Raw genomic sequence first — 22,905 nt, forward strand, 5'->3', positions numbered from 1 at the left:
AAGATTTTTGTCAAGGTATCGATGAATCATTGAGCATTATCTATGGATACTTCAAGTAAAAATAAATTCAAAATGCAGATTATAATGAAATGATGAACTCGTGACAAAAAAGAATCCCGTGGCTGATACACAATTAGAACAAGTAAAAGAAGAAGAAACAAAGCCTAACCAGAATAGAAAAAATTCTTCCTCCTTAAAGTCTGGGAAAAAATGGCTGGTCTGGGGAAGTATTCTATTCATTGGCGGTGCAGGAACTGTAAGTTGGTTTTTTTGGCAAAATCGTCAGGTTGCAACTTCGGCAGGAGTCAGTAACACCATGCCTCCTGTACCAGTTACCCTTAGCACCTTGGAAACAGAACAGATAAAAACAAGCACGGATGTACTTGGTACGTTAGAAGCTAGTCAAACAGTGAATTTACAATCAGAAATCGAAGGAAGATTGGTGGATATTCTGGTTCGAGAAGGGCAAAATGTGAATAGGGGAGAAGTTTTGTTTGCTTTAGAAAGTGACTCATTACAAGCACAACTAGATTCAGCTCAAGCAACTTTAGCCTCTCGTCAAGCTCAATTAGCAGAACTGGAAGCGGGAAGTCGTCCTGAAGAAATTGCTTCTGCTCAGGCTAGACTCAATAGGGCTAAAATTAGATTAGCCAATGCCAAAAGAGGTTCTTCTCAAGAAGAAATCGCCCAAGCACAAGCTCAATTAGACTCTGCTCAAGCTCAAAATGAGTTAGCACAGCAAAGATTAAATCGTTATCGTAATTTGAGAGACGAAGGGGCAATTTCTAGTGACCAATTTGACACTTTTGTTACGGAAGCAAAAACTGCTAGTGCAAATTTAGAACAGGCTCAAAGACGTTTGAATCAATTACAAGAAGGTACACAGTCTGACGTGAGAGCATTACAAGCAGAAGTTGAAGAAGCCGAACAAAATTTGCTGTTGTTACAAAATGGGGCAAGGCAGGAGGATATTGATCAAGCCAGAGCTTCTGTACAGGAAGCACAAGCCAATGTGAGAAGATTAAAGGTCGAATTAGATAAAACAATGATCAAAGCTCCGATCGCAGGTAAAATTAGTAACATACCCGTTAAGGTCGGCGACTTTATCGAAACAGATACCAGGTTGACCAGTATCACCCAAAATGATCTTTTAGAATTGAATATTTCCGTACCATTGGAAAAAGCTCCTGAGCTTCAATTGGGTTTACCTGTAGAGGTTTTAAATTCCCAAGAAGAAGTAATAGCGGTGGGAAAAATTGATTTTATTTCTCCGAATGTTACCTCTGATTCCCAATTAGTTTTGGCAAAAGCCTTCTTTAGCAATGATGTTCAAAACAAATTATTAAATCGCCAATTTATTCCCGCCCGAATTGTTTGGGATAGTAGTCAGGGAATTTTAGTGCCTTCTAGTGCTATTTTTCGCATTGGTGGTCAAGGTTTCGTGTTTGTAGCGGAACAAAATCCCGAAGGGGAAGGATTAATCGCAAAACAAAGACCAATTAAAATAGGAGAAATTCACAGCAACTCCTATGAGGTTTTAGAAGGTTTACAGGCAGGCGAAAAAATTATTAGTGCAGGTATTTTGAAAGTACAAGAAGGTAGTCCCATACAGGAAATGCCTGAAAATGAGACTAAACCTATTAATTCTAGTAATTAATTCAGGTTCTTACTTCTGAAAACTAAAATCAAAAACAAACCCAATTCATATCTTTTATTATGTTTTTATCTTGTGATTTTTACCATATTTTGAAATAAAAATTAATATTAGGTGTTAGGCTTCAGGAGAGGAAATGAGCAACAAATGGGTACTAAATACCCATTAATGATTTTAGTAATATCAGTAATTTTAGATGTAAACTAGACAAGATACTGAGATGATTGATTTTTTTATTAAACGCCCTGTTTTTTCGTCCGTAACGGCATTAATTATTCTTTTTGTGGGTTTAATCTCCCTTTTTAACTTGCCTTTGGCTCAATTTCCCGAAATTAGCCCTGTACAGATACAAGTAACAGCTAATTATGATGGGGCAAGTGCTGAGGTGGTAGAAAATGCCGTTACTACCGTTTTAGAGCGTCAAATTAATGGGACTCCGGGATTGAGATATATCACCTCTAGTAGTTCCAATAGCGGTACAAGCAGTATAACAGCAACCTTTGCTTCTGATGTGAATCAGGATTTGGCGGCTGTAGATGTACAGAATAGAGTTTCGGTGGCGGAAGCCCAATTGCCAGAAAGTGTGCAACGAAATGGAGTTAGTGTCACTAAGCAATCTAATAATATTCTTTTAGGGATTGGACTTTATAGCGAAGATAACCGCTATGATAACCTTTTTATGAGTAATTATGCGGATTTGTATTTAGTTGATCCATTAAAACGGATTAACGGGGTAGCAGATGTAACTATTTTTGGAGAAAGACGTTATGCGATGCGCCTATGGTTAGATCCAGAAAAGTTGTCTAGTCGTGGTTTAACAACAGCAGATGTAATTCAAGCGGTTTCGGCTCAAAATAATCAAATTGGAGCGGGAAAAATAGGTGCTGAACCTGTACCAGATGGGCAGGAGTTTCAGATTGATTTGAGGGCGGTTAGTCAATTAACTTCGGCACAGGAGTTTGAAAATTTATTGTTAAAAACTGATGCTAATGGTGCTTTAGTAAGGTTTAAAGACGTGGGTAGGGTTGAGTTAGGGGCGGAGGATTATTCTTCTTTCTTGCGTTATCGTCGGCAATCAGCGGTGGGATTAGGGATTTATCAGTTAACAGGTTCTAATGCTTTAGAGGTGGCAAAGCAGGTAAAAACACAAATAGAGGAGTTATCTAAGACTTTTCCCCCAGGATTAAAATATGAGATTGCCTTTGATACAACTCTTTATGTGCAAGAATCGCTACGAGAAGTAGTTAATACCTTATTTATGGCGGTTTTTTTAGTAATTTTGATTATTTTGGTGTTTTTGCAGAACTGGCGAACTACGTTGATTCCTGCGGTGACAATTCCTCTTTCTTTAATTGGTACTTTTGCTTTTGTAAAGGTATTTGATTTTTCTATCAACAGTTTAACTTTATTTGGTTTGACTTTAGCAACGGGGATGGTAGTAGATGATGCGATCGTAGTTGTAGAGCAGATTGACCGCTATATTGAAGATAAGGATATGAGTCCTTTTAAAGCGGCTCAGTTAGGGATGAAACAGTTGACAGGGGCGGTAATAGCTACTTCTTTGGTGTTAATGGCGGTGTTTGTACCTGTGGCTTTCTTTCCGGGTACAACGGGGGCTTTATATCGCCAGTTTGCTTTAACGATCGCATTTTCTATTGCCATTTCCACTTTTTTGGCTTTAACTTTAACTCCCTCCTTATGTGCATTATTACTAAGACATCATCAAAAATTACCAGCATGGTTACAAGTTCCTTGCGATATTTTCAATGGCTTTTTAGATAATGTAACTAAGTCTTACCGTCGTAGTTTAGTCGGTTTAGTAAGGATGCGCACCGTCGTTATTGCTGTATTTGTGTTACTTTTAGCCGGTACAGGATGGCTTTATATTACAATACCTCAAAGTTTCTTACCAGAAGAAGATCAGGGTTATTTTATCACTATTATTCAAGCACCTGAAGGGGTATCGCTACAATATACTAGCGATGTAATGGAGAAGATCGAAAAAACTATTTTAGAAGAACCTGAAGTTCAAGCAACCTTCGGGGTAGGAGGTTTTGCATTTAGTGGTAATAGTTCCAACTCTGGGGTGATTTTTACTCCTCTTAAACCTTGGGCAGAAAGAAGAAGCCCAGAACAATCGGCAGAGGCAGTAATTGGTCGTTTATGGGGTAAGTTTGCCATGATTCCAGAGGCGAGAATTATTCCCTTAAATCCTCCAGCCATTAGGGGTTTAGGTAGTTTTGGCGGTTTTACCTATCAGTTACAAGATTTGCGTAGTGATGGGGACATCAATTCGATGATGGAGGTTTTGGGTAGTTTATTGGGACAGGCTAACCAAACAGAAGGTTTAACAAGGGTTTTTACGACCTTTACAGCCAATAGCCCCGAATTAGTCGTTGATATTAACCGCAATAAAGCTCAAGCTCTCAATGTCAATATTGATGAAGTTTTCCGGACTTTGCAAACTGCTTTTGGCTCTAGTTATGTTAATGATTTTTCCTTACAAAACAGGACTTATAGAGTTTATGTACAAGCAGATGGTAAGTTCCGCACTCATCCTGATGACATTAAAGAGTTATATGTTCGTAGTGCAAATGATACAATGATTCCTTTATCTAATTTGGCAACTATTACTCCTAGCACCAGTCCTCAAGTCATCAATCACTACAATTTATTTCGTTCGATCGAGGTTAGTGGTTCTGCCAGTCCGGGGTCAAGTTCAGGAGATGCGATCGCAGCTATGGAGAGTTTATCTGCTCAAATTCTACCGAGGGGCTTTGGCTATCAATGGTCTGGGCAATCTTTGGAAGAAATTGTTTCAGGAGGACAAGCACCGATTATCTTTGGTTTAGGGTTATTATTTGTTTTCCTAGTTTTAGCGGCACTATATGAGAACTATATTGATCCTCTAATCATTCTTTTAGCTGTACCGTTGGCTATCTTAGGGGCATTGTTAGCGCAAATGTCTAGGGGATTTTCCTTTGATGTTTACAGTCAAATTGGTCTAGTGATGTTGATTGGTTTAGCTAGTAAAAACTCGATTTTGATTGTCGAATTTGCTAATCAGTTACGCAATGAGGGTTTACCCATTGTCAAAGCGGCGATCGAAGCATCTCAAGCTCGACTCAGACCCATTTTAATGACCGCATTTTCCACTCTTTTAGGTATTTTACCTCTTGCGATCGCTACTGGGGCAGGTTCTGCCAGTCGTCAATCATTAGGTACAGTTGTATTTGGAGGAATGCTAGTGGCAACTTTTTTGAGTTTATTTGTTGTGCCAATTGTCTATATTGTGATCAAAATGTTTGCGGAAAAATTCGTTCCAACAATTAATTCAGAGGAAAAGGTAAGCCAAACACCTTGACACTCCTTGATCTGAAGGTGCAAGAAGCAAAGGGCAAAGGGCAAAGGTGAATAGTAAATAGTGAATAGTGAATAGTGAATAATTAAAAACCTCGAACACTCATTATTCGTTACTTATCACTTTCTCCCAACACCTGCAACCTGAAACCTGAAACCTGACACCTTGTCTCCCTCTCCCCTCATCCCCTCATCCCCCTATCCCCAACACTTGACACATACCCTTGCGCCATATTTTTGCCTGAAAACTGAGTTCGAGAATTTATCAAACATTAGAATAAATGGTATTACGAATCATCGTATAACCTTTGATTAACTCTTTAATACCACGACTTAAAGGCCATTGGGGTTCAAAACCAGTGCTTAAAATACGAGCATTAGAAACAATATAATCTCTTTTATCTGGGTCTTCGCCGATAGGGGCTTCCATATAAACAAAATTGGGAATTTGCTTCTGTATTTCAGCACATAGTTCCAATTTAGAAAGATTAGCGTCTTCTAAGCCCACATTATAAGGTTTTCCTTTCATCGCTTCAAAATTATCTAATCCGTGTAAAAAGACATTCACCACATCACGAATATGAATGTAATTGCGTTTGAAATGTCCCTCAAATACTACAACAGTGCGATCGGTGACAGCACGATAGACAAAATCATTCACTAACAAATCAATACGCATTCTAGGAGACATACCAAAGACAGTAGCAAGACGGAAACTAATACTATTCTCTCTTTCTAAGATGGCTTTTTCTGCCTCAACTTTAGTCACTCCGTAGGTAGAAATTGGACGTAGAGGACTTTCTTCTGTACAAAATTTACCCTTTTCACCGACACCATAACCACTATTGGTAATTGGGACTAAAAATCTTTGTTCTTTACTGGCTAGACGACACAACATTTGAATCGCATCTCTGTTTGTGGTTTCAGTAGCGATTTTATCCCGATTACACAGAGGCGCACCCACTAAAGCCGCTAGAGGAATGATTACGTCTGCATCTTTGACTAAATCTTTCATTAAAGACTCATCTCGACAATCGCCTCTGACAACATTAAAAGTTTCGTATTGGCAACAATCAGCAAGGCTATTTTGATGAAACATAAAGTTATCAACAACAGTTACCTCGTAACCTCGCTTTAAAAGTGTCGGGGTTAAAACTGACCCGATATAACCTGCACCACCAGTAATTAAAACTTTCATTTTTAACTTTTCTTCATACTTTTTATGCAGTATTTAATCATAACTTAGATTTTGCACTGTCTTATCTTAACCTCAGTTCGGTTTAAGAATATCGGACAAGGTTAGGTGTCAGGTGATAGGGGTTGAATGTTTCAAACATCTATTAATCAACGAAAAAATAGAGAAAAGCTATTATATTTTATGGCTTAAAATTATTTCTGTAATAACTTGACTCCATCCTTTACTGCCACTATGGGGGGCAACTTGCCAATTTTTATTTTTTAGTCCTTTGTGTACTCCATCAGGATTTGGGATGATAATAGGAATATCTACGCTTTCTAATAAACTAATATCATTGGGACTATTTCCCAAGCCTATAGTTGTTATTTTTTCCTCAAGGTTATGGTAATTATTGAGTAGCCATTTCACTGCGTTTCCTTTTCCTGCTTTTGCACTAATTAAATGGGAAAAGCGATCGCCCACTACTATTGTAGCCTGATACTCTTGGGCAATATTTTGTAATAAACTTGGATTAATATGCTTAGGGGTAAGAAAAGGCTCTGTAAAATTTCTTGTTTTGGCTAAAATCGCCTCATTTAAAGATAAACCAGTCAAATTAACAATGTCTTCGGGAGATAAATCTCCAAACCCGACTAAATCAGTTTTTAACTTCTGAGATATTTCCCATAAAATACATCTAGCGTTATGATACTCAAAACCTAAACTTATATAATTATACGATTCTGTAGTTAATGCTTGTGTTGTATCAAAACGAAAATCATCTTTTGGAATAAAAATACCGCTACCATTTTCCGTAATAAAAGGATCATTTAAGCCTATTTCTGCACACAAACTCTCAACTTCTGCTTTGGTTTTACTGGTGACGGGGATGACGGGAATATTTTTATTTTTTAATATCTCTAAAATTGGTAAGGCATCATCATAACGATAGTCATTTTGATTGAGTAATGTACCATCTAAGTCTGTAAAAATAAATAGCATTGGAAAGGTTTCAGGTTTTAATTACTAATTACTAATTAATTACTTATTTAATCATCCCATTTCTGTACTACTAATAAATCACGAACAGGGTCTTGCATTGAAAAACCAAAAGATATTAATTCTGATTTCAAAAAAGCCCAATCACTGCCGAAAAGCAGGGCTATTTTGCCGATACTATCATCAGGGCTTATAATTTGTGAATTTACTAAAGAAGACACTTTTTGTTGCAACTTCACCATTGGGTGAATTACTTGCTTTCTAGGCATATATTTCTTAAATTTTCTAATAATGACAGTTTACGCTAACAATTAAACTTACTCAGTAATTATGTCTAGTACAAGACAAGTATGGATTGAAAATTTATACATACTCAATCTAAGTACAAAGAAAGCGATGATGATTGCTTGGATTTTATCGCAACCATTACTTTTTATCTATTTTCAGACACATTATTTACTATTCCTGAAACAGCTTACTAATTTTGACGATTCAATACACATAAATAATTAAGCGATTTATGACAGGATTCATAAGTGAATTGTTAAACTTGATTGCAATACTGGGCAACGGTGAATAGAATATTGTCGCCTCTGGTTACTTTAACACATTATAGCACTTACTAACGAGATTTTCACAATTTCTTTAAATCAATTGTAAATGTACAATAAGGAAGATGAAAAATTAATTTGAGAAGATTCCATGAAAATCGCTATTTTATCTCAAGATAGTAGCCTTTATTCCACCAGAAGATTGAGAGATGCAGGAGAAAAAAGGGGACATGAAATAAAGGTAGTTAACTATCTGAGATGCTATATGAACATTACTTCCCATAAACCTTCGGTAGTTTACGGTGGCAAGGAGTTAGAAAATTTTGATGCAATCATACCACGCATCGGAGCTTCTCGTACTTTCTATGGTTGTGCGGTGGTGCGTCAGTTTGAGGTAATGGGGGTATTTAGTGCCAATGAATCTCAGGCTATATCTCGATCGCGCGATAAGTTAAGGTGTGTACAGATTTTAGCGAGGGAAGGCATTGGTTTACCTGTTACAGGATTTGCCCATGATACGGAAGATATTGATGGTTTAATCGAGACTGTGGGCGGTGCGCCGTTGGTGATTAAGCTATTAGAAGGCACTCAGGGTATAGGAGTTGTATTAGCGGAGACTTATCAAGCGGCAAAGTCGGTAATTCAGGCTTTCAGGGGTTTGAATGCAAATATATTGGTACAGGAGTTTATCAGAGAAGCAGGAGGAGCAGATATTCGTTGCTTTGTTATTGGTAATAAAGTGGTAGCGGCTATGAAGAGGCAAGGTGCGGAAGGGGAATTTCGCTCGAATCTTCACCGAGGGGGAAAAGCGGAAAAAATTAAGCTCACTCCTGAAGAAAGAAGCACTGCCATTCGTTCTGCTAAGGCAATGGGGTTAAGAATTGCAGGGGTTGATTTACTACGATCAAATCATGGACCAGTGGTAATGGAAGTTAATTCTTCTCCCGGTTTAGAAGGAATTGAAAAGGCTACTAATATTGACATTGCTGATAAAATTATCGAATTTATTGAAAAAAATGTAGAATCAGGGAATAATCGCGATCGCATTCAGTTTTAAGTAATCAGCAGTGTCGGCAGATAGGGGCTTAGGGTTTTGGGGTGTTAGGGGATGGGGGGATGAGGTGATGAGGGGAAAGGGGGAAGTAGGGGCTTAATTTATTGTTATTTACTTTATAAAACAAAGTGCGATCTTACCTCGGCAAGGTGCTGTGCGATCGCATCTTCTATTATTTTTATTAAAGGTGAAGGAAATAAATTTAAAAAATCATCTTGGCATATTTCTCCTTCAAAAAATAACAAACATTTATCGATAAAAATTAGGCTATCTTTTAGTGTTAAATAATTGAAGATAAGAATAACAAAATTGCCTAAATCATTATAAGGAAAAAAAGAAGGTTGAAACTCTGCACTAATTAAATTACTTACTATATCTTCAACAGAATTAGGGATAATATTTTTCTTGTTAACGGGGATAATATAGTCAATAAAAGATGAATTATTTTTAGATGAATTAGACTTATGAGGAAAGAAAAAAGATAATGGTAAAGAGAAAGTAAAGCGAGAAATAAATGCTTGTAAAATACTTAAACCAATTATGTGATATGCAAAATAATATTGAGCAATATTTAAGTTATATTTACTTCTATTAATTAATGACTCATAAGCATCAGAACTAGGATAATCATGATAAAAATGGAAAATATTTTCTGGAAATAAACATTGAATAAATTTTGTGGTTTTGATCAAGGCAATACAACAATCTTTAATTAAATAATGATATTGGTCATTTAAAATATGATTAGTTTCTGGTAAAAGTAACCAAGTATTATTGATAAAATCTTTAACGTTAGTTGAAGCAAAACCACTAACATCTAAATTAGCTAATTTAACTCCTTGAATAATTGTTAAGATAATTTCATCATTTTTTAAACCTAATTGAAATTGTTGATTGACTTTAGATAAACGTTTTTCTAACTGTTGAGATATTGAGATATTATTTTCTAGTTGTCGAAAAGGAATAGTTAATTCAATAATTGTTACGATACGAACTATAACAGTTAAGGGTAAAGAATTATCTAAAATTTGAGCAGTACATAAAGCACTTAAAAACTCATTATGCCCTCGAAAATTTGATAAGTTATCATCGATATTTAAACCAAATATTTTTAAAATAATTTCTAAATATTTATCTTTTTTATTTTGACGAGATTTTATATATAAACCGTCTATTCTTTCTTGAATCAAAGGAGCTAAATAAACAGTTAAATTGAAGGGAATTTTGCGATCGACCTGTATATAAACTAGATCATGAAATAAACCTGCTATAGTAATGATGGGGTCTTCTTGATCCTTAAACATTAACAAATGTTCAAAATTGTGAAAACAACGATAATTTCCCCCCATCGCTTCGGTAATTAAGCTAGAGATTTCGCAGATTTTATCATCTCCTAGAGGAAAACCCAGTCTGCTGGTGGCATCTGTAAGAATTTCCTGACATTGATCATAATAATCTGCGTTATTCATGAATTTTATGGAAAGAATATCTGTGAACTACCAACACGGAATAAAAATTATTGTGCAGGTCTCTCTAATAAGCTAAATGAAAATAAGTATTTTCAATTCAAGATCAATACTTACAGTTTATCTCTCCATCTTAGAAAATATTTGTTAATTATTCAAATAATATTTCTTCAAAACAAATTTCTCCAACCTCCCTCAATTGATTGGCTATTTTTTTATCGGTTTCTGATTTTTTGGTTATTTCCCTAAATTTTTGTGTGGTATATTTATTTCTAAAAGTTTTAATGGTACAGTCACACACACTTTTTGCCGCTTCGGCGTGTAATCCTTCTTTTTGCGATCGCACTAAGCATTGTTCGTTATAATTACACCATACGGAGGCATCTTCGCTTTTTAAACCATCCTTGACTAAATTTTGAATACACTGTTGACGGTTAAATTTATTAGAAGATTGCGCGATAGCTTCTTTGCTAACAGAAAAACCAGAAAAAGTCAAGAGCAAAAGACTAGAAAAAGTAAATAAAGTGTTAGTTTTTAACATATAAATAATCAGATAACTTTTAAGTGAATGTAGTTAGAGAAAAAGACGGGAAGGAATCAAAAAAGTTCATTTTTCTGCAAACGTCTTTAATAACAAAATAGTATCTTTCATTTGCTCAAAAACAGGAATAGAAAGAGAATACTGAGATAAATGAGTTAAAGTTTCCTTACCTCTTCCTGTCAAAAGTAAAACGGGTTGACATTTCGCATTGATGGCACATTCAATATCACTAGGGGCATCACCAATGAAGTAAGACTGGCTTAAATCGATACCATGATTTTCTGCATAGGTTTTAATGAGAAAAGGAGAAGGTTTACGACAAAGACATTTATCCGCAGGTTGATGAGGGCAAATTAAAATATCTGCAAAATAAACGCCAAAATTAGCATATTCTGCTATTAATCGTTCATGTATTGCCTTAACTTCTTCTAAGGTAAAATAACCTCGACTAATTCCCGATTGATTTGTGACGATAACTAAGCGATACCCTTGATTTTGCCATTGTTTCAATGCAAATGGTGCGTTTTCAGGTATTTTTACTTGTTCAGGCTTACTCAAATAAGGTATATAGTCGATGACAACTCCATCTCTATCTAAAAATAAGGCTTTCATTATTGTTAAATAATTAATAAGTGATAAATAATAATTGAAGTCAAGGTTTTAGGTGTCAGGTTTCAGTTGCAGATATTAGGTGTTTTTAATTGTTAATTATTACTCTTATCTTAACTCCGAACCCCTAACTCTGTACCGCTTTGCGGAACGAGCTCAGCGAACTCTCTGAACTCAAATGATTGCTTTGTCTTAATTACTAATTCTTATTTGCCCATAATTGATTATCTGACATTAAATAAAAGTTCGATAGTAGCTTGAGCAGTTTTCTGCCAACTAAACTTCTGTGCTTGTTTTAAGCCTAATTCCCTTAATTGTTGTCTTAATTTATCATCTTCTGCCATTAAATTCATAGCTGAAGCGATTTCTTTTACTTCCAACGGATTTACTAAAATTCCTGCATCCCCTACCACTTCAGGCAAAGAAGATATATTAGATGTAATTACAGGAGTACCAGATGCGATCGCTTCTAATACAGGAAAACCAAAACCCTCCCATAGAGTGGGAAAAACTAAGGCTTGAGCTTGATTAAGAATAATAGGTAAATCTTCTCTTTTTACATAATCTAAAAACTTAACTAAATGAGCAATATTTAACTCTTTTGCTTGTTGTTTGAGTAAAGGTGTATAACGAGAATCCGTAGGACCTGCCAACCACAATTCATACTTTTGATGATGTTTAAATTGAGCAAAAGCAGATACAATTCTTTCGACATTTTTATGGGGGTCATGTCTGCCTAAATACAAAAAAAAAGGCTTTTTATTTATAGGTTTGATTTTATCAATAACCTTAAAAGTCTCAGGATTATAACCTAAATAAATAGGAGTAATTTTATCTGCATTAATCCCAAAAAAGTTAATAATATCATCGGCTGTAGCTTTAGAATTGCAAATAATATGCTCTGCTTGTTGACAAACTTGGGGAATATAATAGCGGAAATAAGGAGTAAGAGGAGAATTTTTTTTTGGGAACCTTAATGGAATTAAGTCATGTACCATTATCACTGATTTAACTTTAGAAAATAACGGCATTTCTGGCACAGGAGAAAAAAGTAAATTACTACCTGATTGCTGATAAATATTTGGTACTTTTAATTGAGTCCATAATAATCTCAAAAAATGACCCTTACTACCATAATCTGGACTATATTTTTCACTGACAAAATAGGGATTTTTGTATATATTTTCTTGATAATATTGTTTAGCAACTAAACTGATATATTCTAAAGAATCAAAATAGGGTAAAATATTGATAACATAATTGGCTATTCCCGTGGGTTTTGCCAACAACATAGATAAATTAACTAGCAAAGGCTTTTCCATAAACTCTCAGAGATAAAAATATCAAAAACTCATCATTAGACTTCTGGTAGAAATTGTGATTGTAAAAATTATGATTTTTGCTGTATTTCGGGCTAGAAGCCCAAATTCCGTCGATGTTTATTCTTTATCCTCACTCATTTCTCTTAATCTCTTACTTAAAGACTTTTTCTCTCAAAGAGAATTATCTTTACTGCTCCATGTCTTAAAATAAAGATGGTCTTTTTTGCAAATCTTAACATTAAATCAACTCTTAAAATTATGGTAGAGAAAATAAAAAAAACAGAACAGGAGTGGAAAGAAATTCTTACTCCTGAACAATTTGAAGTTACCAGAAAACATGGCACAGAAAGAGCTTTTACGGGAGAATATCACGACTTTAAAGGTAAGGGCGTTTATAAGTGTGTTTGTTGTGGAAATGAGTTATTTGTCTCTGATACTAAATACAATTCTGGTACAGGATGGCCTAGTTTTTGGCAACCAATTAGAGAGGATAGTGTTGCTTACAAAAATGATTTTAGTCTTTTCATGAAACGTACTGAAGTTTTATGTAATGCTTGTGATGCTCATTTAGGTCATGTTTTCAATGATGGCCCTGAGCCAACAGGAAAACGCTATTGTATGAACTCTGCGGCTTTAAAATTTGAGCCAAGAGATTAAAAATAATAGGTTTTAGGCGTTAGGTTTATAATTTTCAATTTATAAAAATTAAAATATTTATAATTCAATGGGTCATACTGAAGTATTGGAAATAGTTATCTCGTCAGCGCTCGCCATAGCCGCACCTTTGGTGATCGCACTTTGCTCTGTAATTTGGGTAGAATTAGTTAGAGACGTATATCATTTTCTCGCCCATGTGTGGCAACCTCTATATCGTCTTCATTCATGGCATCATCGCATTTTTAAACCTGATTTATCCGTTAATAGTGAAGCTATTTATCGTCAGGCAAACTGGTATAACGATTTACCAGAATCCCTAGTAATGTTGACGTTTAGTTTTATCTATGCTTTTACTGTTATTCAAACACAATGGATTAATCCAGATTATCAATGGTTAGTTTGGACAGGGTCTTTTTATACATTAACATTTACCGCAGGTGCGATCGCCCGTGGTTTGGGAGTTCCTTATGCTGATGCTATTACAGATGTAACTCACCGCCAAGGAGATTTTACTAATATTCCAGCCAATCTATTTGTTAACCGCCCCTACCATTGGCGCCACCATTTCGATGATCAAAATGCCTATTTTTGTGGTACTATTACCGTTATTGATCGCATCATGGGTACTGCTTTATCATTGAAAGGAAAAAAAGTAATCGTCACTGGAGCAAATGGTACATTAGGACAGGCGTTAATTAAACAGCTATATTTGAAAGGTGCAAAAATTACCGCATTAACTTCTCAGGAAAAAGAACTATTTATTAGTGTAAAAAATCAACAAATTCCCATCAAAACTGTTACTTGGCAAATTGGCAGAGAATCAGAATTAAACCAACTTTTGACAAAAACAGATATTTTAATCATCAATCATGGCATTAATGTTCATGGAGAAAAAAGTGCAGAAGCCATAGAAAAATCCTATGAAGTTAATACATTTTCAGGGTGGCGACTAATGGAATTATTTTTAGATACCGTTAAAACTAATCAAGATAAAGCCACAAAAGAAATTTGGGTCAACACATCTGAAGCAGAAGTTAACCCAGCTTTTAGCCCGCTCTACGAAATGAGTAAACGTACTATGGGAGAATTAGTAACCATGAAAAGAGTTAATGCCCCCTGCATCATTAGAAAGCTAATTCTTGGCCCTTTTAAAAGTAACCTTAATCCCATTGGTATAATGTCCGCAGAATGGGTAGCACAACAAATTGTGAATTTAGCGGTGCGGGACTTTAGAGATATAATTGTGACCATTAATCCTTTAACTTATATGCTTTTCCCCATAAAAGAATTCACCACTGCTAACTATTTTCGTTGGTTCACCCGCTAAAAGCAAAGTATTTTCATCGACGAGATCTCACTATAATAATTAAAGTCCATCAAAAACTAAGATAAATTATGACAGTATATCAACTAGTGCAAATTGTTTGGCTTGTATCAGCATTTTTATTAATTCTTCTCGTTTTATTACATTCCCCCAAAGGTGACGGTTTAGGTGGAATTGGCGGACAAGCTCAATTATTTAGTAGTACAAAAAGTGCAGAAGCTACTCTTAACCGTGTAACTTGGATTCTTAGCCTCACTTTTATCAGTTTAACAGTAGTTCTCAGTGCAGGTTGGTTAAACTAGGTTAGGTTATACTCAGCAATCGCATAACTTGATTTGGGCAAGGGTAGGCAACAGGCAACCACTTCGTTGTAGTGTATAAGAGTTCTAATTATTATATTAATCAATTATTAGAAAAAAAATCTCGCCTCTACTGTGGGGCTACCCTCTCCGAAAAGAAGAGGGGCGGGGGGTGAGTTTCAGGGGTGAGGGCAAGAAAAGTTGATCCTAGCTCCTAATTTCTAACCCTATTGGACAAGAAAGTACAATATCTTGACAAGGCTATTTAACCTCTAATTTAGGTTGCGAGGTTGAATCACGCCATAACCACCATGATTACGTTGATAGATGACGTTTATTTCTCCTGTTTCTTCATTGCGGAACATATAAAAATCATGATCTACTAATTGTAATTGTTCCAAGGCTTGATCAATAGTCATAGGTGTCATGGCAAAATATTTCATCCGCACGACCTCTGAAGGTAATTCGGGTTCGCGATCGCCAATTAAATCAGTTCCTACAGTTTTCTCTTCTACTGCGTCCGATGTTTTCTCAGCAGTATGAGTTTTCTTAGCAAGATTACGTTCTTTATACTTGCGCAATTGGCGAGTGATTTTGTCAGAAACTAAATCAATACTTGCATATAAATTTTCACTGTGTTCTTGGGCTCGAATTATTGTCCCATTGGCATATACCGTGACTTCTGCTTTGTGCTTATTACTGATACGAGCATTACGAGCGACGGATAAATGAACATCAACTTTTGTCGCTAAATTTTGAAAATGTTTGACTGCTTTTTCTAATTTTTCCTCAACATAATCATGGATAGATTCAGTAACTTCGATATTGTTTCCTTGGATTAATAATTTCATAATCAATACTCCATTTCTTAAGCGATCAGTAATCTCACTTTTGATTTTTAGTTAACCAAAGCGTTGTTAGCTTTTCTCAAAATTAGCCACTTTTTTCTTTCTATTTCAAGGAAAAGAGACACTTATATAAAATAAATAAGCATAAGAATCTTGAGAATTTAAACAAGAGAAAATAATCCTTTCCTTGTCATTTTATCATACTCTAAATAAAACCGTTTTCTCACTCTAGTTCTTACTTAATTTTTCTAAACCCCCTCTTCTTTCTTTCATATTTTATAGGTTAGCACTTTTGTTATCTAAAAAACACTTATTTTTAATTTATATTCATTTTTACTGAAATTTAGTAAAGTTATGTAAACAATTTTTCTATCAATATAAAATCTTCATATCCTTACTCTTTGCCTCTTGATCTTTCTTAAACCTGCTTCAATGGGAGATAATGCACGATGCGATCGCACAAAAATAAACTAACTGAGTTTTATGAAAAAAGTATTGAAAAAAAAGTCACCTATCGACTTTGTTATAAAATTAAGTAGTAATCAATTACTCAAAACTCTTGACACTTTTTACTTATATTGTCTATGCTAGGTAATTGAGTGATTTTTTCTTTACATTATCTTAACCTAATATATCTAGCAAAAAACAAAACAACATATATTAGAAAATGGAGAAGTAATAGCAAAGAATCCTTAAAATCAATTGTCCCTATTAGCAAAAACAGTATGGAGTGAGTTGAGAAGAATGAACAAAGTGGGTACACATTTAGTCGTTGATGCTTGGCAAGCACCCGCAGATCTTTTAAATAGTCCTGAAAGAATCCGTCAAGGCTTGTTAGATGCAATTGAAGCTGGAAAAGCCACTTTAATAGATATATGTGTACACCAATTTAGTCCCCACGGGGTTACAGCGACTGTTACTTTAGCAGAATCTCATATTGCTATTCATACCTGGCCCGAGTACGGTTATTTTGCGGCAGACTTATTCTTCTGTGGTCAAGGTCAACCCAAAGAAGCCATGAAAGTTCTACAAACAGCATTAGAAGCTAAACAAGCCACTATGAGAGAAATTGACAGAGGTTTCCCCGAAGTCTTTGCTTCTCAAAACACCACTAATATGTTTGAAGAGTTAGTAACAGCTTAAACAAACGTAGTTTAGTGTTTTGATTTTTCTCCCTCAAATTAATTAACTGTTCTCGAAAAAAAACTTCCTATGACTTTATAAATATAGTCAAACAATCACGGGACTTTCCATATTTGAGGGAAAACCAAAATTGAGTATATCACAACACCCCAATAATAAGACTGAGTATCCTGATTTATAAACGCTTCATTCAGAATCTGATACGGCTTTGTTGCATGAATTAATAAATAGGGAATTTTGTTTCAACAGGTGCGATGTCAGCGAAGCTGAAGCACTGCGCGATCGCCTAAACCTTATATTTATCTGTTATTAACTATATAGCTATCTGGTTTAGCTATTTGTCTCATTCTATTCAACAACAGACATTGAACAAATAGTTCTACTGCCTAGTTATCAAAATTTCTACTACTTACTTTACCTCCAAATATTGTTTTTAACCTAAACATTGTTGTCTCTGAGATAGAACGTCGATGATAGCCACTTTCTTGTTTCCATTCTTTTCTTCCTATTTCTTCGATTCTGTCAATATTCTTATTTCTGTCCCCATCCATTGAATCTATTACCACATGACCAGATGAAGATGTTTTTTCCACTGGTAATACTATCTCTAGTTTTCTGGCTCTACGAGAAACAGTACTATGGTCTGGTATTGGTAAATCTATATTCATCAGGGAAAATAAAGATTCCATCAATCCCTGTGTTTGTCTCCCTGGTAAATTAAACAGTGATTTGACCATCAGAAAAGTTAATATTGCTTGGGAGGAGAAATAATTACTAGCACCTTTTTTACCAGATTTTTCCGTTACTAACCAATGAGACAGTGTATCCTCAGAAATCCAAAATGTCAGACTACCTCTTTGTTTTAAACCCTGATTATATTCTGACTAATTTCTGAGACGATATTTTTCTTTCATAGTTAAGGGACCGTATCTTGAGAGCAAAACAGATGTTATTATTTTATTCTATATACAAATATACAAAAAGGCTTTAACTCATCATTTATGCAACAAAGCCATTAGGAATTAAAAATTAAAAATGGCTCTATCACTTCTCGTCGTGTAAATTATTAGTTAGGGTAGGCAAAAGGCAATGGGGGATTATTAAATAATAATTTATAAACTTTTAGTTTTTGTTTTACTATAAACACTATTCAATAAAGGGTATGGAAGTCCTGTTTCTCTTAATTTATCATAACCACACTCTGAAGAACCTTAAAAATTAAAAATCCGAAACTCCTAACTCTTAACTCATTTCTCCCTCTCTCCTCATCTCCTCATCCCCCTATCGCCTCAACATCTTGACACCTACGGTAAATCTACTCAAACTTGTTATTTAATGGAAGTTTTATCTCAACTAGATAACTTGATTACGCCACACTGGGGAATTTAGGAATAGAAGCAATAAGTTGACGGGTATATTCTCTTTGAGGATTATTAATAATTTGATCTGTGGTGGACATTTCTTCTATTTTACCCCGATTCATGACGATGATGCGATCGCTGATAAATTTAACGACACTTAAGTCATGGGAGATAAAAATGTAGGTTAAGCCAAATTCTGCTTGTAATTCTTTGAGTAGATTTAGTACCTGTGCTTGAATAGAAACATCTAAGGCAGAAACAGACTCATCACAAATGATTAACTGGGGATTTAATGCCAATGCCCTTGCAATACAAACTCTCTGACGTTGCCCTCCAGATAACTCATGGGGATAACGATTAAACCAATCAGGATTCAAACCAACTCTTTCTAATAAATATCTCACTCTTTCTCTACGTTTTTTTTGATTGCCCCCAGTGCGATGAATTATCATTGGTTCGAGAATGGTTTGACCAATATTTCGGCGAGGGTTAAGGGAATTATAGGGATTTTGAAAGACAATCTGCATTTCTCGTCTTAAAAGTCTTAAACTTTTACTTTTTAAGGGTAATTGAGTTAAATTTTGTCCTAAAAACTCGATATTTCCTTCGTGATTGGGAATCAGTCTTAAGATAGTACGAGCGAGGGTGGATTTACCACAGCCAGACTCTCCCACTAAACCTAATGTTTCTCCAGGAAAAAGTTGAAAACTAACGTCATTAACCGCCCAAAAATAATCTTTTTGCCAAGGAAATGTGGTTTTTTTCCGAAAACCAACTTTGAGATTTGTTACGGTAAGCAAAGGTTGAGTTAGAAGAATTTTTTTTAGTTTAACGGGGAATTTTTCTTCTCGAGTTTCTAATTTATTTTCTAAGAAATCGGTGACGGTGGGTAAGTAGCTTCTAGTTTCGTCTAAGCGAGGGCGACAGGCTAACAAGCCTTTGGTATAAGGTTGTTGAGGATTTAAAAGAATATCTGTAGCTGTGCCATACTCCACTATTTTACCTTGATACATTACTGCTAAACTATCAGCTATGTTGGCGACAACGGCTAAGTCGTGAGTGATAAAGATTAATGCCATTTCTCGACTACGGCACAATTCCTTTAGCAATTCTAATATTGTCCCTTGTACTGTAACATCTAAAGCTGTGGTGGGTTCATCTGCAATTAAAATAATCGGTTGACAAGAAATTGCGATCGCAATCATTACTCTTTGTAGTTGTCCGCCACTCATTTCGTGGGGAAATTTTCGGAGAATAGCCTGTTTACGCTTATTAATATATTGTTGAATATCCTTATCTGTGGGTTTTTTTAAGGAATTATTTTCTCTATATTCCAGTTCTAAATCTCGATCTGTGGGTAATAATTTAACTTCTTGAAGTAAACTAATAGCCTTTCTTTTTGCTTGAGTTTCAGAAACATCTTGATGAAGACGAATAGCTTCAATTATTTGAAAACCAATATTATAAACTGGATTAAGGGAACTCATTGGCTCTTGAAAGATCATACCAATTTTCCCGCCTCGATAGTCTCTTTTTTGTTTTGAGGATAAACTAACTAAATCTACCACACTAGATGATTGACTATCAGAAAACAATATTTCCCCCCCGCTAATTTTTCCCGTTGGAGGTAACAAGCCCATAATTCCTAATGATGTCACGGATTTTCCAGAACCTGATTCCCCCACTATGCCTAAAATTTCACCTTTTTTAAGACTAAAATTAACTTTATCTACGGCAACATGAGATTGTTTTTCATCGTCTGTGAAAGTTATTTGTAAATCACGAACATCAAGAATGGTCATCTTTATCCTACTATCAAGAATTTTAGATTTAGCGGTTAAATCATTATACAGAGATTTTTTATTAATGAAGCTATTTTAACGGGCGATGAATTTTAGCCAACAAAAAATGTTCTACGGACATCTTTATTAGTATGTTTTTATTATTTAACATTCATCCTGATGTACCTCTTATCTTCCCTTAATGCTTAATGCTGAAAAATTGTTAACAATAGTTAAAATTAATTGTTAAGTAAAATATAGTAGAAAAACAGATTTACCCTCAAGATCAAACTAGCTATTATGATTAAAACATATAGAAAAAATGTTAAGAATCTCGAATTAAATGCCTAGCAAAATTACTATTGAGCAAGTTAATCAAATAGTTAACAACCTGCACCATAATCCCTTTGAGATATTAGGCTGTCACTTAATTTCAGAAAGGCAAAGGCAAAAAACATGGGTAATCCGTGCATATTTACCAAAAGCTGATAGTGTATCAGTGATGTTACCAGATAGTCGCCGACAATATCCAATGAAATCGGTACATCATCCCCATTTTTTTGAATGTGAAATCAAAACCGAAAAATTAGATACCTACAAATTAAAAGTAAAAGAAGGTAAACAAGAAAAGATAATTTATGATCCTTATAAATTCAAAGACTCCCCCATCACTGATTATGATATTTACCTATTCGGAGAAGGAAACCACTATCGCATCTATGAAAAATTAGGGGCTCATGTCATTGAATTAGATGGAGTGAAGGGAGTATATTTTGCCGTTTGGGCGCCTAATGCCCGTAATGTCTCTGTGATTGGGGATTTCAATTCATGGGATGGCAGAGAACATCAAATGAGTAAAAAAAAGGATATGATTTGGGAATTATTTATTCCTGATCTCGATTTTGGTACTCACTACAAATATGAAATTAAAAATTGGGAGGGTCATATCTATATTAAATCAGATCCCTTTGCTTTTTCTCAAGAAGCACGTCCAAAAACCGCTTCAGTGGTCAGTGATTTAGATACCTATCCATGGCAAGATCAAGAATGGTTAGAAAAACGTAGTAAAAGCGATCCTTTAACTCAACCTGTAGCCGTATATGAAGTTCACTTGGGGTCATGGTTGCACACATCAGAAGAAGAGCCTTTAAAACAGTATGGCACAAAAGCTGAAATTGTCCATGCTTCTGAATATAAACCCTCTGCCCGTTACTTAACCTATTATGAGTTGGCAGAAAAATTAATTCCCTACGTTAAAAAATTGGGCTATACTCACATTGAATTATTACCTCTAGCAGAGCATCCTTATGATGGTTCATGGGGTTATCAGGTAACGGGATATTATGCCCCTACTTCTCGTTATGGTACTCCTGAAGATTTAATGTATTTTATTGATCAGTGTCATCAAAATGGGATTGGAGTTATTTTAGATTGGGTGCCGGGGCATTTTCCTAAGGATGCTCATGGTTTAGCCTATTTTGATGGTACACATTTATTTGAACATCAAGACCCTAGAAAAGGAGAACATAAGAGTTGGGGTACTTTAGTGTTTAATTATGGTAGAAATGAAGTCCGTAATTTTTTGATTGCTAATGCCCTTTTCTGGTTTGATAAATATCATATTGATGGGATTAGGGTGGATGCGGTGGCTTCGATGCTTTACTTGGATTATGATCGAGAAGATGGAGAGTGGATTCCCAACGAATTTGGCGGTAGAGAGAATATTGAGGCGGTAGAGTTCATTAGGCAAGTTAATACGACTATTTTTGAGCAGTATCCTGGTATTTTATCCATTGCGGAGGAGTCAACTGCATGGGCAATGGTTTCTCGTCCTCCTTATATGGGGGGTTTGGGTTTTAACATGAAATGGAATATGGGCTGGATGCACGACATTTTGGACTATTTCAGTATGGATCCTTGGTTTCGTCAATTCCATCAGAATAACGTTACTTTCAGTATGTGGTATCACCAAAATGAGAATTTTATGTTGGCGTTTTCTCATGATGAAGTTGTCCATGGCAAAAGTAGTATGATTGGTAAAATGCCGGGGGATGAGTGGCAAAAGTTTGCTAATTTAAGGAGTTTATTTAGTTATATGTATGCTCATCCGGGTAAAAAAACCATGTTTATGAGTATGGAGTTTGGACAGTGGAGCGAGTGGAATATAAATACTGATTTGGAGTGGCATTTATTACAGTTCGATCGCCATAAACAGTTACAAAAGTTTTTTATTGACTTGAATCATCTATATAAGAGCGAACCTGCTTTGTATGAAAGGGATTTTGAGGGGGATGGTTTTCAGTGGATAGATTGTAGCGATAACAGACATAGTGTAGTTTCTTTTATTCGTCGTGGAGCAGATATTAATGATTTTATTGTGATTATCTGTAATTTTACTCCCCAACCCCATAGTCATTATCGTATTGGAGTGCCTCGTGCTGGTTTTTATAGGGAAATTTTCAATAGTGATTCAAGAGATTATGGTGGTAGTAACATGGGTAATTTAGGAGGAAAAATGACGGATGAGTGGTTTTTCCATAACTACGATCATTCTCTCGATTTATGTTTACCTCCTTTGGGTGTATTGATGTTAAAGCCTGAGCCTATACAACAGGAAGAGGTGATAGAAGAGAACAATATCCCAGAAGATTTCATTGATGAATCTGTTAGTTTAGAAGAAGAATGATTTGAGTTGGGGGTTCGGGGAGAACACTCGAGCGCTCGTACACTCCTTTCAGTCGTGAACGGAGTTCGGAGTT

Annotated in this window: 18 protein-coding genes and 1 pseudogene; 9 read left to right on the top strand and 10 right to left on the bottom strand. The window is 35.4% G+C overall.

Annotated elements, in window-relative coordinates; genetic code table 11:
* The first annotated feature begins 100 nt into the window (after window positions 1–100).
* Window positions 101–1,657 (top strand): efflux RND transporter periplasmic adaptor subunit, encoded by a 1,557-nt coding sequence (locus CYAN10605_RS05010; protein WP_015218856.1) that lies wholly within the window; start codon window positions 101–103, stop codon window positions 1,655–1,657.
* A 217-nt stretch (window positions 1,658–1,874) separates the two neighbouring features.
* Window positions 1,875–5,018 carry an efflux RND transporter permease subunit gene (locus CYAN10605_RS05015; RefSeq protein ID WP_015218857.1) on the top strand — a complete coding sequence of 1,048 codons (3,144 nt, stop codon included), beginning with the start codon at window positions 1,875–1,877 and terminating at the stop codon, window positions 5,016–5,018.
* Between the two features lie 261 nt (window positions 5,019–5,279).
* Here the strand turns inward: CYAN10605_RS05015 and CYAN10605_RS05020 are convergent, their stop codons facing one another.
* The 3 genes from CYAN10605_RS05020 to CYAN10605_RS05030 all read right to left on the bottom strand — a co-directional run bounded on the left by CYAN10605_RS05020 (window position 5,280) and on the right by CYAN10605_RS05030 (window position 7,459).
* Window positions 5,280–6,212, bottom strand: a complete 933-nt coding sequence (locus CYAN10605_RS05020) for an NAD-dependent epimerase/dehydratase family protein (protein ID WP_015218858.1) — start codon at window positions 6,210–6,212, stop codon at window positions 5,280–5,282.
* A gap of 171 nt (window positions 6,213–6,383) precedes the next feature.
* The gene (locus CYAN10605_RS05025) at window positions 6,384–7,193 is read right to left on the bottom strand and encodes an HAD-IIB family hydrolase (RefSeq protein WP_015218859.1); all 810 of its coding nucleotides are present in this window, start codon (window positions 7,191–7,193) and stop codon (window positions 6,384–6,386) included.
* A 47-nt stretch (window positions 7,194–7,240) separates the two neighbouring features.
* Window positions 7,241–7,459, bottom strand: coding sequence for a DUF4327 family protein (locus CYAN10605_RS05030; protein WP_015218860.1), 219 nt, complete (start codon window positions 7,457–7,459; stop codon window positions 7,241–7,243).
* A 433-nt stretch (window positions 7,460–7,892) separates the two neighbouring features.
* Between CYAN10605_RS05030 and rimK the strand changes: the two genes are divergently transcribed.
* Window positions 7,893–8,798: a 30S ribosomal protein S6--L-glutamate ligase gene (rimK, locus tag CYAN10605_RS05035; protein ID WP_015218861.1), complete on the top strand. Its 906-nt coding sequence runs from the start codon at window positions 7,893–7,895 to the stop codon at window positions 8,796–8,798.
* Between the two features lie 113 nt (window positions 8,799–8,911).
* Here rimK and CYAN10605_RS05040 read toward each other — a convergent pair whose 3' ends face one another.
* The 4 genes from CYAN10605_RS05040 to CYAN10605_RS05055 all read right to left on the bottom strand — a co-directional run bounded on the left by CYAN10605_RS05040 (window position 8,912) and on the right by CYAN10605_RS05055 (window position 12,733).
* On the bottom strand, window positions 8,912–10,264 hold the full coding sequence (locus tag CYAN10605_RS05040) for a hypothetical protein (protein WP_015218862.1): 1,353 nt from the start codon (window positions 10,262–10,264) through the stop codon (window positions 8,912–8,914).
* Between the two features lie 148 nt (window positions 10,265–10,412).
* Window positions 10,413–10,802, bottom strand: a complete 390-nt coding sequence (locus CYAN10605_RS17760) for a hypothetical protein (protein ID WP_015218863.1) — start codon at window positions 10,800–10,802, stop codon at window positions 10,413–10,415.
* Window positions 10,803–10,868: 66 nt separating this feature from the next.
* Window positions 10,869–11,414 (bottom strand): D-glycero-alpha-D-manno-heptose-1,7-bisphosphate 7-phosphatase, encoded by a 546-nt coding sequence (locus tag CYAN10605_RS05050; protein WP_015218864.1) that lies wholly within the window; start codon window positions 11,412–11,414, stop codon window positions 10,869–10,871.
* Window positions 11,415–11,635: 221 nt separating this feature from the next.
* Entirely contained in the window at window positions 11,636–12,733 is a 1,098-nt protein-coding gene (locus CYAN10605_RS05055) for a glycosyltransferase family 4 protein (protein WP_015218865.1), read from the bottom strand.
* A 55-nt stretch (window positions 12,734–12,788) separates the two neighbouring features.
* Here CYAN10605_RS05055 and CYAN10605_RS18785 point away from each other — a divergent pair, with 55 nt between their 5' ends.
* The 4 genes from CYAN10605_RS18785 (at window position 12,789) to secG (ending at window position 15,016) form a co-directional block, all read left to right on the top strand.
* Window positions 12,789–12,944: a hypothetical protein gene (locus CYAN10605_RS18785; protein WP_190275011.1), complete on the top strand. Its 156-nt coding sequence runs from the start codon at window positions 12,789–12,791 to the stop codon at window positions 12,942–12,944.
* 47 nt (window positions 12,945–12,991) lie between these two features.
* A complete protein-coding gene (gene msrB / locus CYAN10605_RS05060) occupies window positions 12,992–13,390 on the top strand; it encodes a peptide-methionine (R)-S-oxide reductase MsrB (protein ID WP_015218866.1) in 399 nt (132 codons plus the stop codon).
* 67 nt (window positions 13,391–13,457) lie between these two features.
* Window positions 13,458–14,717: a bifunctional sterol desaturase/short chain dehydrogenase gene (locus CYAN10605_RS05065; protein ID WP_015218867.1), complete on the top strand. Its 1,260-nt coding sequence runs from the start codon at window positions 13,458–13,460 to the stop codon at window positions 14,715–14,717.
* Between the two features lie 68 nt (window positions 14,718–14,785).
* Complete coding sequence (gene secG, locus CYAN10605_RS05070) at window positions 14,786–15,016, top strand: preprotein translocase subunit SecG (RefSeq protein ID WP_015218868.1); 231 nt, start codon at window positions 14,786–14,788, stop codon at window positions 15,014–15,016.
* A gap of 269 nt (window positions 15,017–15,285) precedes the next feature.
* Here secG and hpf read toward each other — a convergent pair whose 3' ends face one another.
* Complete coding sequence (gene hpf / locus CYAN10605_RS05075; protein WP_015218869.1) at window positions 15,286–15,864, bottom strand: ribosome hibernation-promoting factor, HPF/YfiA family; 579 nt, start codon at window positions 15,862–15,864, stop codon at window positions 15,286–15,288.
* A 741-nt stretch (window positions 15,865–16,605) separates the two neighbouring features.
* On the opposite strand from hpf, the gene speD reads away from it, so the two are divergent.
* Entirely contained in the window at window positions 16,606–17,004 is a 399-nt protein-coding gene (speD, locus tag CYAN10605_RS05080) for an adenosylmethionine decarboxylase (protein WP_041922424.1), read from the top strand.
* Window positions 17,005–17,303: 299 nt separating this feature from the next.
* On the opposite strand, the pseudogene CYAN10605_RS18335 reads toward speD, so the two are convergent.
* Both CYAN10605_RS18335 and CYAN10605_RS05090 read right to left on the bottom strand, forming a co-directional pair.
* Window positions 17,304–17,888, bottom strand: a pseudogene (locus CYAN10605_RS18335) (transposase); the annotation flags it as partial.
* A 482-nt stretch (window positions 17,889–18,370) separates the two neighbouring features.
* Entirely contained in the window at window positions 18,371–20,173 is a 1,803-nt protein-coding gene (locus tag CYAN10605_RS05090) for an ABC transporter ATP-binding protein (RefSeq protein WP_150108931.1), read from the bottom strand.
* A 316-nt stretch (window positions 20,174–20,489) separates the two neighbouring features.
* Here CYAN10605_RS05090 and glgB point away from each other — a divergent pair, with 316 nt between their 5' ends.
* Window positions 20,490–22,832, top strand: a complete 2,343-nt coding sequence (gene glgB / locus CYAN10605_RS05095) for a 1,4-alpha-glucan branching enzyme (protein ID WP_015218872.1) — start codon at window positions 20,490–20,492, stop codon at window positions 22,830–22,832.
* Window positions 22,833–22,905 lie beyond the last annotated feature (73 nt).

This window comes from Cyanobacterium aponinum PCC 10605 (assembly GCF_000317675.1).
GTDB lineage: Bacteria > Cyanobacteriota > Cyanobacteriia > Cyanobacteriales > Cyanobacteriaceae > PCC-10605.

Bases quoted from the DNA above. Each gene is read 5' to 3' on its own strand.
- CYAN10605_RS05040 (WP_015218862.1), bottom strand. From the start codon at position 10,264: ATGAATAACGCAGATTATTATGATCAATGTCAGGAAATTCTTACAGAT.
- CYAN10605_RS05025 (WP_015218859.1), bottom strand. From the start codon at position 7,193: ATGCTATTTATTTTTACAGACTTAGATGGTACATTACTCAATCAAAAT.
- CYAN10605_RS17760 (WP_015218863.1), bottom strand. From the start codon at position 10,802: ATGTTAAAAACTAACACTTTATTTACTTTTTCTAGTCTTTTGCTCTTG.
- rimK (WP_015218861.1), top strand. From the start codon at position 7,893: ATGAAAATCGCTATTTTATCTCAAGATAGTAGCCTTTATTCCACCAGA.
- secG (WP_015218868.1), top strand. From the start codon at position 14,786: ATGACAGTATATCAACTAGTGCAAATTGTTTGGCTTGTATCAGCATTT.
- CYAN10605_RS05065 (WP_015218867.1), top strand. From the start codon at position 13,458: ATGGGTCATACTGAAGTATTGGAAATAGTTATCTCGTCAGCGCTCGCC.
- hpf (WP_015218869.1), bottom strand. From the start codon at position 15,864: ATGAAATTATTAATCCAAGGAAACAATATCGAAGTTACTGAATCTATC.
- msrB (WP_015218866.1), top strand. From the start codon at position 12,992: ATGGTAGAGAAAATAAAAAAAACAGAACAGGAGTGGAAAGAAATTCTT.
- CYAN10605_RS05015 (WP_015218857.1), top strand. From the start codon at position 1,875: ATGATTGATTTTTTTATTAAACGCCCTGTTTTTTCGTCCGTAACGGCA.
- CYAN10605_RS05020 (WP_015218858.1), bottom strand. From the start codon at position 6,212: ATGAAAGTTTTAATTACTGGTGGTGCAGGTTATATCGGGTCAGTTTTA.
- CYAN10605_RS05050 (WP_015218864.1), bottom strand. From the start codon at position 11,414: ATGAAAGCCTTATTTTTAGATAGAGATGGAGTTGTCATCGACTATATA.
- glgB (WP_015218872.1), top strand. From the start codon at position 20,490: ATGCCTAGCAAAATTACTATTGAGCAAGTTAATCAAATAGTTAACAAC.
- CYAN10605_RS05055 (WP_015218865.1), bottom strand. From the start codon at position 12,733: ATGGAAAAGCCTTTGCTAGTTAATTTATCTATGTTGTTGGCAAAACCC.
- speD (WP_041922424.1), top strand. From the start codon at position 16,606: ATGAACAAAGTGGGTACACATTTAGTCGTTGATGCTTGGCAAGCACCC.
- CYAN10605_RS05030 (WP_015218860.1), bottom strand. From the start codon at position 7,459: ATGCCTAGAAAGCAAGTAATTCACCCAATGGTGAAGTTGCAACAAAAA.